General features: G+C 65.9%; 9 protein-coding genes. 2 read left to right on the forward strand and 7 right to left on the reverse strand.

Annotated features, from left to right (window positions below; translation table 11 throughout):
• Positions 1-79 precede the first annotated feature (79 nt).
• From recQ to E4K65_RS15700, 5 genes are all read right to left on the reverse strand, one after another.
• Complete coding sequence (gene recQ / locus E4K65_RS15680) at positions 80-1,945, reverse strand: DNA helicase RecQ (protein ID WP_135174938.1); 1,866 nt, start codon at positions 1,943-1,945, stop codon at positions 80-82.
• A 247-nt stretch (positions 1,946-2,192) separates the two neighbouring features.
• Positions 2,193-2,936 carry a polysaccharide deacetylase family protein gene (locus E4K65_RS15685; RefSeq protein WP_135174939.1) on the reverse strand — a complete coding sequence of 248 codons (744 nt, stop codon included), beginning with the start codon at positions 2,934-2,936 and terminating at the stop codon, positions 2,193-2,195.
• 71 nt (positions 2,937-3,007) lie between these two features.
• Complete coding sequence (gene metA, locus E4K65_RS15690; RefSeq protein ID WP_135174940.1) at positions 3,008-4,051, reverse strand: homoserine O-succinyltransferase MetA; 1,044 nt, start codon at positions 4,049-4,051, stop codon at positions 3,008-3,010.
• A gap of 12 nt (positions 4,052-4,063) precedes the next feature.
• Positions 4,064-5,365, reverse strand: coding sequence for an O-acetylhomoserine aminocarboxypropyltransferase/cysteine synthase family protein (locus tag E4K65_RS15695; RefSeq protein WP_135174941.1), 1,302 nt, complete (start codon positions 5,363-5,365; stop codon positions 4,064-4,066).
• A gap of 412 nt (positions 5,366-5,777) precedes the next feature.
• Positions 5,778-7,352 carry an amidase family protein gene (locus tag E4K65_RS15700; protein WP_135174942.1) on the reverse strand — a complete coding sequence of 525 codons (1,575 nt, stop codon included), beginning with the start codon at positions 7,350-7,352 and terminating at the stop codon, positions 5,778-5,780.
• 247 nt (positions 7,353-7,599) lie between these two features.
• Here E4K65_RS15700 and E4K65_RS15705 point away from each other — a divergent pair, with 247 nt between their 5' ends.
• Both E4K65_RS15705 and E4K65_RS15710 read left to right on the forward strand, forming a co-directional pair.
• Positions 7,600-8,418 (forward strand): uracil-DNA glycosylase family protein, encoded by an 819-nt coding sequence (locus tag E4K65_RS15705; protein WP_135174943.1) that lies wholly within the window; start codon positions 7,600-7,602, stop codon positions 8,416-8,418.
• Entirely contained in the window at positions 8,415-10,025 is a 1,611-nt protein-coding gene (locus E4K65_RS15710) for an amidohydrolase family protein (RefSeq protein WP_135174944.1), read from the forward strand. Before E4K65_RS15705 ends, E4K65_RS15710 begins: the two co-directional genes overlap by 4 nt.
• A gap of 7 nt (positions 10,026-10,032) precedes the next feature.
• On the opposite strand, the gene E4K65_RS15715 is transcribed toward E4K65_RS15710, so the two are convergent.
• Positions 10,033-11,067 (reverse strand): aldo/keto reductase, encoded by a 1,035-nt coding sequence (locus E4K65_RS15715; RefSeq protein ID WP_135174945.1) that lies wholly within the window; start codon positions 11,065-11,067, stop codon positions 10,033-10,035.
• 10 nt (positions 11,068-11,077) lie between these two features.
• Positions 11,078-12,259 carry an MFS transporter gene (locus E4K65_RS15720; RefSeq protein ID WP_167770840.1) on the reverse strand — a complete coding sequence of 394 codons (1,182 nt, stop codon included), beginning with the start codon at positions 12,257-12,259 and terminating at the stop codon, positions 11,078-11,080.
• Between the last annotated feature and the right edge of the window lie 77 nt (positions 12,260-12,336).

Consider the following 12,336-nt stretch of genomic DNA (forward strand, 5'->3'; position numbering starts at 1 on the left):
TTCGCGCTGCCAGGCGCTGCGCTTGTCCGGGATGACGATGTGGAGAGGGTTGGCGCGCTAACAACCGCTACCGCGCCCCCTACCGCGTCCTGATGATCCGCAGCAGCTCGTCGCCGTAATGCTCGAGCTTCTTGTCGCCGATGCCGGGCACGTTGCGGAGCTCGTCCAGCGTGGTCGGCCAGGCCCGCACGATACCGTCGATGGTGGCATCGTGCAGCACCACATAGGCCGGCACGCCGCGTTCACGCGCAACGTCCGAGCGCCACGATCGCAGCCGCGCGCGCAGCTCGGGATCGACGTCGCCTTGCGGAGCGCTTGCGGCAGGCGCGAGATCGCCGCGGCGGGATTTGGCGCGGCTGGAACGGATGCGCGTGCCGGGCGCCTCCTCGCGCAGCCACACCTCGGTCTCGCCGCGTAGCACGCCGCGTGCGGAGTCCGTCAGCTTCAGCGCGCCATAGGCTTCACTGTCGCTCTGCAAATGGCCCATCGCCACGAGCTGGCGCAGCACCGTGCGCCACTGCTTTTCGTTGAGCTCGCGCCCGATGCCGAATACCGACAGCTTGTCGTGGCCGAACTGCGTGACCTTCTCGGTCAGGCGGCCGATTAGCACGTCGATCAGGTGCATTGCGCCGAAATGCTGGCCGGTGCGATAGACGCAGGAGAGCAGTTTCTGCGCCAGCACCTTGCCGTCGCGCATCTTTGGCGGCGTCAGGCAATTGTCGCAATTGCCGCAGGTTTCGCCGTGCACGATCTCGCCGAAATAGGCGAGCAGCCGCCTGCGCCGGCACTGCGCAGTCTCAGCGAGCCCGACCAGCGCGTCGAGCTTGCCTATCGACACGCGCTTGAAATCGTCGGAGCCGCTGGACTCGTCGATCATGCGGCGCTGCTGCACGATGTCGGAGAGGCCATAAGCCATCCATGCCGCGGACGGCTTGCCATCGCGGCCGGCGCGTCCCGTCTCCTGGTAATAGGCCTCGATGCTCTTGGGCAGATCGAGATGGGCAACGAAGCGCACGTCGGGCTTGTCGATGCCCATGCCGAAGGCGATGGTCGCCACGATGACGATGCCGTCCTCGTTGAGGAAGCGGTCCTGGTTGCGCGAGCGCACGCTGCTGTCGAGCCCGGCGTGATAGGGCAGCGCGGCAATGCCGGCATCGTCGAGCGCGGCGGCGACCTCCTCGACCCGGTTGCGCGACAGGCAGTAGACCACGCCGGCATCGCCCGCATGGCGCTCCCGGATGAACTCCTTGAGCTGCGACACCGCATTGCGCTTGTCGACGATCTCGTAGCGGATGTTGGGCCGGTCGAAGCTGGAGACGAATTGCGGACTGCCCCCAAGCTGGAGCCGTTCGACGATCTCCTTCCGCGTCAGCTCGTCGGCGGTTGCGGTCAGCGCGATGCGCGGCACCTCGGGGAACCGCTCGGCGATGATGGAGAGGCCGACATATTCGGGGCGGAAGTCGTGGCCCCATTGCGAGACGCAATGCGCCTCGTCGATGGCGAACAGTGCGACCTTGGCCTGTGCCAGCATCGACAGGCAGCGCGGCGTCACCAGCCGTTCCGGCGCGACATAGAGCAGGTCGAGATCGCCCGCGATCAGGCGTCGCTCGATGTCGGAGGCCTCCTGCGGCGTCAGCGACGAGTTCAGCGCGGCGGCGTTGACCCCGGCCTCGAGCAGGCCGGCGACCTGGTCGCGCATCAGCGCAATCAATGGCGAGACCACGATGCCGCAGCCTTCGCGCAGCAACGACGGCAGCTGGTAGCACAGCGACTTGCCGCCGCCGGTCGGCATCAGCACCAGGCAATTGCCGCCATCGGTGACATGCCGGATGATCTCGCCCTGCGCGCCGCGGAACCCCGGCAGGCCGAACACCGAATGCAGCACCGACAGCGCGTCGCGGCCGTTGGCCGGCGCGGGCAGCGGAGCGATGGAAGGGACATTCATGGGTGTGTCGGAGGCCGTGGGATTCGTCACAAGGCCAGTCGCATGCTGGCGCGGGCGTGGCAAGGCTGTTCGCGCGGCAAGGCCGAGTCTTCCCCTCTCCCCTTGTGAGAGAGGGTGGCTCGCCGCGTAGCGGCGAGACGGGTGAGGGGTTCTCTCGACGGCTTCGATAGAGGTTGATTCGCTGAAACAGACCCCTCATCCGGCGCTTTGCGCCACCTTCTCCTACAAGGGGAGAAGGAAGAAAGAGCTACGCCCCGATCCTTCGCAATGCCTCTGCAACGGTCACGATCGGTATGTCGCGCTTGCCGGCCGCCTCAAGCGCATGGCGCATCAGCTGCGGCGTGCAGCCATAGGGGCTCGGCGCGTTCGCGACGTCATGGCCGTAGAAGATGAGCCATCCGCCGCTCTCGACCGCCTCGTCGAAATAGCGATCGACGCCCGCCGCATCGATCTCGCAATCGACCAGCGGTGAGGCGCGCAGGAACTGGAGGTCGATGACGTCGCGATTGACGCCGGGCAGAATGCCGCGTGCCGAGCGGAAGGTTCTTGCGAGCTGCGGCTTGCGCCAGACCGAGGCGAGGCCGTACGGATAGGCGAAATTCTCCAGCGCGATCGAGGACTCGATGGCGCGGAGATGGCTGCGGTTCCGTTCGATCTCGCGGGTCATGGCGGCCTCGTCGAGATCGACCGCGCACTGGTGCGAAAAGGTGTGGCAGGCGATCTCGTGGCCGGTACGGTGAAGCCGCACGATCGCGTCGCTCGACAGCCCATGCCAGTGATCCGACGCCCGGTCGATCAGGCTGCCGGCGATGTAATAGGTGCCGCGGCCGCCATGCGCTTCGAGGAGCGAGGCGCCCTCGCCGGCGGCACTATCGGGGGCATCGTCGAAGGTAAAGCTCACCATCGGCGCATGCGCGGTCAGCCGGTGCGGCGCGGCACGGAAGTGCCGGGCGAGCCGATTGCTCACGCGTCCCTGGAGTGCCGACCACACGACTGCGTTTCCTGTGATTCTGTGATTCCGTATTTCTCTACTGAAACATTCGCGCGCCGGTTGAGGCAAGCTTAACGCTTGGGTAATCCTAACGCGGAACCAACGCCCTTGGGCTGGCGCGCAAGGACCGCGGCCTCGGCTTCCGCACCGAGATATTGCAGCCAATTACGGAATAGGGCTGCCGCTGCGCTGCCAGCGGCGATATCAGCGCGCAAGTTCAGCGCCGGGAGGTCGTTGGTCAGCGCCGGATGGCGCTGGTGTCTCGCCTTCTTCTCGAAGCGCGCCAGCTTCTCTTCCGTCGCTGCGTCAAAATAGCTCATGGGCAAATGCGGATAATTCTCGCGCTCACGCGCGAGGTAACGGCCGATGTCGCGCAGATACTCGCGCTGAAGCGACAATGCGTCATATTCGGGGTGGCCCTGGAAGAACACGAAGCGGCTGGCATATTGGCGGACGAAGACGTCGACGCCGGCCAGCGCCGAGCGTGTCAGCACCCGATAGCCGGCCTGATCGAGGTCGCTCTCGACAATCTCGTTCAGGCGCGAATGCGAAACCTTGAGCGGCGCGGGCACGGCATGCGTCAGCGGGTCGCTCGTGACGGCCGCGCAGTCGAAGATGCCGTGACACTTGGCCGGCAACCGTCGCCGCGCGATGCCGTCGAGGTGCAGGACTGCGGCATGCGCGGCAAGGCATGACCAGATCGTCGAGCGCGTGTTGGCCTTGGCCCAATCGACCAGATCGGTGAGGTCGCGCCAGTACGGCTCCTGGTCGAGCTCGGGCGCGACCGGCTCGGCACCGGTCACGATCAGCCCGTCGAACCGCTGACGCTTGAGGTCCGCGAGATCGGAATATTCGCTCTCGACGTGCCATTTCGCTTCGGGCGAGCGCTTGACCGAGGGCAGCGAGAAGCAGTGGAAGCGGATGCGGCGCGGGCCCGCGGCGGCCTGGAGCAGCTTCATGAACTGCCGCTCGGTCGCCTTCAGCGCCGGATCAGGCATGTTGTTGATCAACCCGATGGTGAGCTCGGCGCCGGCATGATCGCGCGCCAGATCGCCCTCGGCCGGCACCAGCGCCGGGCTCGATATCCCGTGATCCCTGTTGATCAGGATCGTCATCGGGGCCGTCGCCTACTCCGCGGCCTGGAGGCGCGACGACGGACAGGCTTTCTCCAACGCCTGGTCGATGTCCTCGATGATATCGGCGGCATGCTCGATGCCGATGGACAGGCGGATCGTCTCCGGCAGCACGCCGGCGACGCGCTGCTGCTCCGCCGACATCTGCCGGTGCGTGGTCGAGGCCGGATGGCAGGCCAGCGATTTGGCGTCGCCGATATTGACGAGGCGCGTGATCAGCTTCAGCGCATCGTAAAAGGCCTTGCCGGCCTCCATGCCGCCCTTGATGCCGAAGGTGAACAGCGAGGAGGCGTTGCCGTCGAGATATTTCTGGACCAGCGGGTAGTAGGGGCTGTCCGGGAAGCCCGTGTAGTTGACCCAGGCGACGCGCGGGTCGGTGCGGAGGAATTCGGCCACCTTGCGCGCGTTCTCGACATGGCGCTCCATGCGCAGCGCCACGGTCTCGATGCCCTGGAGCAGCAGGAAGGCGTTGAAGGGCGACAGCACCGAGCCCATGGTGCGCTGATAGACGCTGCGCGCGCGCTCGATATAGGCGGTCCTGCCGAAACGCTCGGCATAGACGAGGCCGTGATAGGAAGCGTCCGGCTTGTTATAGGCGGGGAAGCGGTCGGCGTATTTCGCCCAGGGGAAGTTTCCGGAATCGACGATGGCGCCGCCGAGCGTGGTGCCGTGGCCGCCCAGGAACTTGGTCAGCGAATGCACGGCGATGTCGGCGCCGTAGTCGAACGGCTTGAGCAGGATCGGCGTTGCGACCGTGTTGTCGACGATCAGCGGCACGCCGTGGGCGTGCGCGATCTTCGCCAATGCCTCGATGTCGCAGACATTGCCGGCGGGATTGCCGATGGTCTCGGCGAACACCGCACGGGTGTTCTCGTCGATCAGCTTCTCGATTGCATCCGGCTTGTCGCTCTCGGCGAAGCGGCCCGTGATGCCCTGGCGCGGCAGAATGTGCGAGAGCAGCGTGTGCGTGGTGCCGTAGAGCTGCGGCACGGACACGATGTTGCCGCCGTGATCGGCGACGTTGACGAAGGCGAAATGCAGCGCCGCCTGGCCGGTCGCGACCGCGAGCGCACCGACGCCGCCTTCGAGCTGGCTGATGCGCTTCTCCAGCACCGCGCTGGTCGGATTGGCAATGCGGCTGTAACGGAAACCCTCGGCCTCGAGATTGAAAAGGGCCGCGCCGTGATCGGCGCTGTCGAATGCGTAGGCCGCGGTCTGGTAGATCGGCACGGCAACCGCGTGCGTGGTGGCTTCGGGCTCATAGCCGGCGTGAATAGCGATCGTCTCGTTGCGCATCGTGCCACCTCCGCGTGGAGCGGGCCGCACTTATTGGCCTGTATGAGGCATGTGCGTTGTCCGCCGTCCTCGTGTTAGAGGCGGGTGGTAAAGCGGGCAATAATTCGCCTAGAGATCGAGGAAGTAACCCTAACGGTTATTGGTGAATTGGCTAAAATACCAATCAAATTGGATTAACGAATTCATACGCCTTGGCGCGACGCCCTTCCTTCTCCCCTTGCGGGAGAAGGTGGCGTAGGCGGCCTTCGGCTGCCGTTGTTAAGAGAACGCCGAAGCGAAGCTTCGGCTATGGCGCCGGATGAAGGGTATCCATCCGTTCGGCTAGATGCGCGCTTGTGGGGTGAGACCCCTCACCCGTTTCGCCGCCTTGCGGCGAGCACCCTCTCCCACAAGGGAGGGGGTGAGAGTGCTGCTACTCCATCGTCTCCCAGAGGCGATGGGCGAGCACGCCCGCGCGCTTCTCGATCGCCGCCGCGGCATCGAGCGCGAGGTCCTCGCGATAGCGCCCGGTGATGAGCTGCACGCCGATCGGCTTGCCCTCGTGCAGCGCCACCGGCACCACCGCGCCGGGCAGGCCCAGCACGTTGATCGCGGAGATGAAGCGTATCCCGCCCCAGAACACCTCCTGCACGCGCTCGGCGCTGACCGTGTCGTCGCGCGGGCCCGGCGTCGGACTGACCGTGGTCGGCGCCAGCACGACCGGATAGTCCTCGAAGAACAGCTGCCAGGCGCGGATGTGGCCGTTGCGCGCGGCCGTCGCCTGCATCCAGGCCTTGAGATCGAGCACGTTGGCCTTGGTCTTCATGCCGTTCCACGCCTTGTGGAAATCCTCGGTCGTGACCTTCAGCATTGCGGCCTCCTGCATCACCATCGTCTCGTTGGTGATGATGTCGCACCAGGTCTGCCAGACGCCGTTGATGTCGGGCACCTCGACCTCGCTGACGCGATAACCGGAACGCTCGAGGTGATCGGCGGCCTGGCGCAGCGCCGCGGCGACGGACGGATCGACGTTCATGTCGTCGGGGATCTTCGCCAGCGCGACCTTGATCGGTCCCTTCGGCTTCGACCCGACCAGCGGCGCCGGCACCCACCAGGGATCACGCGGATCGCGCTGGCTCATCACCTCCAGCGCAAGGCGGACGTCGGCGACGTGGCGGGCGAGCGGCCCCTGCGCCGACATCAGATGCGCCAGCATCGGTCGCTCGGCCGTTGCGCTGCCGTTGAAGGCGGGGATGCGGCCCTGCGTCGGCTTGATGGTGGCAATGCCGTTACAATGCGCCGGCCAGCGCAGCGAGCCGCCGATGTCGTTGCCGTGGGCGATGGTGCCGATGCCGGCGGCCACCGCCGAACCAGCGCCGCCCGAGGAGCCGCCGCAGGTGATATCGGGGTCCCAGGGGTTCAGCGTCAGCCCATGCAGGGGATTGTCGGTGAAGCCGCGGAAGGAGAATTCCGGCGTGTTGGTGAGACCGATGACGATCGCGCCGGCCTTCTTCAGGTTGCGGACAACCGGCGCATCCGACGGCGCGATGAGGTCCTTGTTGGCGGGCACGCCGTTGAAGTTCGGCCGGCCTTCGTAATCGACGTTTTCCTTGATGGTGATGGGCACGCCGTGCAGGAGGCCGAGCTCGCCGCCCTTGGCGCGCTGCTTGTCGGCCGCATGCGCGGCCTTCAGCGCTTCCTTGCTGAGATCGACGACGACCGCATTCAGCCTGGGATTGACCGCGCGCATCCGATCCAGATGCGCCTCGACGGTCTCGACCGCGGAGATTGCGCCGTTGCGGATCGCGGCCGCGGTGTCGACCGCAGACCATTGCCAGACCGGTCCCTTGGGACGGCGCGCCGTGGCCGGTTTGCGCGGGGGCGCCTTCTTGACTGCCTTCTTCGCGGCTTTCGCGACGGCGCCCTTGCGGGCGGTGGCTTTCTTGCTCGAGGTCTTCGTTACTTTCCTTGAAACACTTTTCTTCTTGCTTGCCGTCTTCTTCGCCACGCCGCATCTCCTGAAAATTGCGCCGCGGAGGTTATGGAGATCACGCGACCGTGTACAGGGCGCGTTTCTGCATGGCGCGTTGTCGCGACGCTCTGTCACGGCCCCGGAGCGAGAGACGTTCGTGAACCTTTGCGCGCCCTGTCTTGACCCACATAGAGGTTGAATGGCGCAACAAACGAGCGCCAAGATTGCGGCAACCAGTTTTTTGACGCAGCTATTTCGACATCGGCAGATTGGAGCATTTTCCATGCTCACAGAATTCGACGGCGGATACGGCGAACAACCCTTTCGCGACCTGTGCGCCAACTACCCCGGCGCTGAAGCCTACGATCCCCACGATTTCCGGATTGAATGGGGACCGATCTTTCACCGCGGCCGGCTCGACGGATCGGCGCGCGTGCTGATCGTCGGCCAGGACCCCGCCCAGCACGAGACCATCGTGCGCCGGATCCTTGTCGGCACCGCGGGCCGCCGGACCCAGGGCTTCCTGGCCAAGCTCGGCATCACGCAGAGCTACGTGATGGTGAACACCTTCCTGTACAGCGTTTACGGCCAGAGCGGCGGCTCCAAGCACAAGAACGAGCCCGGCATCGTCGACTATCGCAACAAATGGTTCAAAGCCGTGCTGGGCCCCGGCAACATCGAGGCTGTCGTCTCGCTCGGCGGCCTCGCGGACGAGGCCTGGAAAGCCTGGCTCAAGAGCTCCGACGGCGCGGCCTACAAGACCCTCGCGTATCAGCACATCACCCACCCGACCTGGCCGGAAAGCTCTGCGCATGATTCGGCGACGCAGGCCGTGAATACCAAGATCATGCTGACCAAATGGAATGCCGCCCTTGCCGCGCTGGCGCCTGAGGTCGAGCATCCCGACGTGCCGACGGCACTCGTGCCGTATGGCGACGCCTTCAAGCCGTCCGAACTCGTCGACATCATTGCAAAAGATCTTCCGGCGGGACTGCCGGCCTGGATGCGTGGAGACACGCCATGGGCCGTACGCCAGGGCGCTGACGCAGCAACCAAGCGGCGCACGATCACGATCACCATTCCCGATGGGGTGATTCCATGAGCCCGGCCGCAAGCCCGAAGCGATGGGCGCTGACCGGCCGGATCGTGACGATGGCCGCGGAGGGCGACGTCATCAAGAACGGGACGATCTTCATCGAGGATAATCGGATCGCCGCGATCCTGCCCAAGGGACGGCCGGCCCCAACGGGCTTCGAGGCCGTTGCCGCGGTGGCCACCGGCGGCACCATCTATCCCGGCCTGATCGAGCTGCACAATCACCTCAGCTACAACATCCTGCCGCTCTGGCGCGTGCCACAACTCTTTGGCAATCGCGACCAGTGGCAGAACGCCAAATCGTACAAGACGTCCGTGACCGGCCCCATGAGCGCGATCGCTCTTGCCGACGACGGCTCGCTGCTGCCGGCCCTGGTTCGCTATGTCGAAGCCAAATGCCTGGTCGCGGGAACGACAACGAGCCAGGGGATCACGCTGTCGAACTGGAGCGGCACGATCCACAAATACTACAAGGGGGCGCTACGCGCGGCCGAGATCGGAAGCCCACCCGATCTTCCGCGGGCACACTCCAAGATTCCAGACATCGATGCCGAGGATTGGGCGAAGTTCGACAACGAGCTCAAATCATCGGCGTGCTTCCTGCTGCATCTCAGCGAAGGCATCGACGCCAAGGCGCACAGCCACTTCCTCGCCTTGCGCAACTCCGCGGGAGACTGGGCGATCGAGCCGTCGCTGGCCGGTATTCATTGTACGGCGCTCGATGCGACCGACTTCGGAACCATGGCTGAAAACCATGCCAAGGTCGTGTGGTCGCCCCTCAGCAATCTGCTGCTCTATGGCAAGACGACCGACGTCGTCGCCGCGCGCATGGCAGGCCTCACCGTCGCGCTGGGCTCGGACTGGTCGCCCTCCGGCAGCAAGAACCTGCTGGGCGAGCTGAAGGCGGCGAAGGTCGTATCCGCGCATTTCAATCTCGGCTTCAGCGACTACGACATCGTCGCGATGGCGACGCGCAATCCCGCCACGATCCTGAAATGGGAAGGTAAGTTGGGGACGATCGCCAAGGGCAAGTTCGCCGATCTCCTGGTCGTGAAGGGAGTGACCGGCGATCCCTACGGCCATCTGATCAAGTCGCGCGAGCAGGATATCGTCCTGGTCACGATCGGCGGTCGGCCGCGCTACGGGACCAAGAAGGCCATGCAGCAAGCCGGCGCAAGCGGCGAGGCCCTCAAGATCGGCAGGAGCGCGCGGACGATCGATTTCACCTCGCCCGACCAGGATCCGGGGATCGAGAACGTCACGCTGGCGGAGGCGACGAGCCGCCTGGGCGCCGCGCTCGGCAATCTCGGCACGCTGCAACCGCATAGCATCGCCATGAGCGCGGCGATCGCCAGCGGAACGGTGTCACGAACCGGATGGCGCCTCGCACTCGACGAGCAGTTCGGCAACAATGTCCAATTGCGCCCGCGGCTCGCCTATAACGGCGTCCGGACCGGCCCCGATCTGGCGGCCGTCGCAGCGGTCGCCGAGCCGCTGCATCCGATCAAGCTCGATGGTCTCACGGTGGCGGGCGATCCCGTCTTCCTGGACACGCTGAAGAGCGAGCCCAACCTTCCGCAAGGACTGGGCGCAGCGATTGCCGCCTTCTATTAGCCATCCGTCACACCAGCGGCGGATTGAGCCGCGCAAAGCCCTCCTGGATGCGATAGGGGTAATAGGGATAGGGCGGCATGACGGCGCTCGCCTCGTCGAGGCGCTTGATCTGGTCCGAGCCCAGCGACCAGCCGACCGCACCGAGATTGTCGCGCAGCTGCGCCTCGTCGCGGGCCCCGATGATCACGGAGGAGACGGTAGGGCGCGACAGCAACCAGGCGATCGCGACCTGCGGTACGGTGCGGCCGGTCTCGGCTGCAATCGCGTCCAACACGTCGACGATCGCGTAAAGCCGCTGCTCGTCCACGGGCGGGCCGAATTGCGCGGTGGCGTGCAGGCGGCTCTCTTGCGGCAGCGGCTGGCCGCGCCGGATCTTTCCGGTCAGCCTGCCCCAACCGAGCGGGCTCCAGACCAGCGCACCGACGCCCTGGTCGTGCGCGAGCGGCATCAACTCCCACTCATAGTCGCGGCCGAGCAGCGAGTAATAGACCTGGTGCGCGACATAACGCGGCCAGCCGTGGCGGTCCGCCATGGCGAGCGACTTCATTAACTGCCAGCCGGCGAAATTGGAAACGCCGACATAGCGCAGCTTGCCGGAACGCACGAGCGTATCGAGGGTCGACAGCACCTCCTCGATCGGCGTGAACGCGTCGAACGCATGAAGCTGAAGGAGGTCGATCGTTTCGGTGCCGAGCCGTCGTAGCGCTGCCTCGACCGAAGTCAGCAGCCGCTGCCGCGATGAGCCGGCATCGAGCGGGCCATCGCCCATTGGCAGGCTCATCTTGGTCGAGATCAGCACCTTGTCGCGGCGGCCCTTGATCGCAGCACCGAGAATCTCCTCGGAGGCACCGTTCGAATAGACGTCGGCGCTGTCGAACAAATTGACGCCGGCATCGAGGCAGATGTCGACCAGCTTGCGCGCCTCCTCCGTACCGCTGCGGCCCCAGGCAGAGAATAGAGGGCCCTGGCCGCCGAAGGTGCCGGTGCCGAAGCTGAGGACGGGGACCTTGAGTCCGGAGGCGCCGAGATTGCGGTATTCCATGATCGCTCTCCTATTCCGCCGGGCACGCCGCGACGACGACCGCGGTACGGTCGAGCCGGAGGCTCCACAGCGCCAGCACGAGGCCGACCGCGGTGATGCCGGCCGCCACCAGAGGCAGCGCGGAGAGGCCAAGCCCGCGGTCGATGGCGACGCCACCGGCCCAGGCACCCAGCGCGTTGCCGAGATTGAACGCGGCGATGTTGAGGCTCGAGGCGAGCGTGCGGCCGCTGGGGCCGGCCGCCTCCAGCACGCGAAGCTGGAGCGGCGCGACGGTTGCGAAGGCGGCGATGCCGAGCAGCAGGATCAGCGCGATGGCCGCGATCTTGACCGACAGCACCGCGGCAAGGCCGAGCAGCACGATGGCGAGCGCGGCGAGCGTGCCGATCAGGGCCCGCGCCAGGCCGCGGTCGGCGAGCTTGCCGCCGGCGACATTGCCGATCGCAAGACCCGCGCCGAACACCAGCAGGATCGGCGAGACCGCAGCCTCCGAAAAGCCGGTGAAGCGCGTCAGGATCGGCTGGATATAGGTGAACACGACGAACAGGCCGGCGAAGCCGAATACGGTCATGGCGAGGCCCAGCAGCACCTGCGGACGTCCGAGCACCGCGACCTCCTCGGCAAGCGAGATCGGCTTGTCGCCGTTGCCGACATGGCCAGGCACGAACGCGGCCACCACGGCGAAGGCGATCACGCCGATCACCGTCACGGCCCAGAACGCAGCGCGCCAGCCGAGCATCAGGCCGAACCAGGCGCCGAAGGGCACGCCCAGAAGCGTCGCGACCGTGAGGCCGATGAACATGGTTGCGATCGCCGAGGCGCGCTTGTCCTCGGCGACGAGGCTGGTGGCCACCACCGAGCCGACGCCGAAGAAGGTGCCGTGGGCCAGCGAGGTCAGCACCCGCGCCGCCATCAGCAATTCGTAGTTCGGCGCCAGCGCACAGGCGGCATTGCCGAGCGTGAAGATCGCCATCAGCGCCAGCAATACGGTTTTGCGCGGCATCCGCCGCGTCGCCAGCGTCAAGACCGGCGCACCGACGAACACGCCGAGCGCATAACCGGAGATGAGCAGGCCCGCGACCGGCACGGAGACGTGCATGTCGGCGGCGACCTGAAGCAAGAGGCCCATGATGATGAATTCGGTGGTGCCGATGCCGAAGGCACCGGCGGTGAGCGCGAGAACGGCGGGAGGCATGCGGGACTCCAATGGATGGTACGAGCCACGCAGATAGCCGCGCTGCGGCAAAACCATTAGCATGTCCGCAATCCAAT

The organism is Bradyrhizobium niftali (genome assembly GCF_004571025.1).
In the GTDB taxonomy this organism is placed as follows: Bacteria; Pseudomonadota; Alphaproteobacteria; order Rhizobiales; family Xanthobacteraceae; genus Bradyrhizobium; species Bradyrhizobium niftali.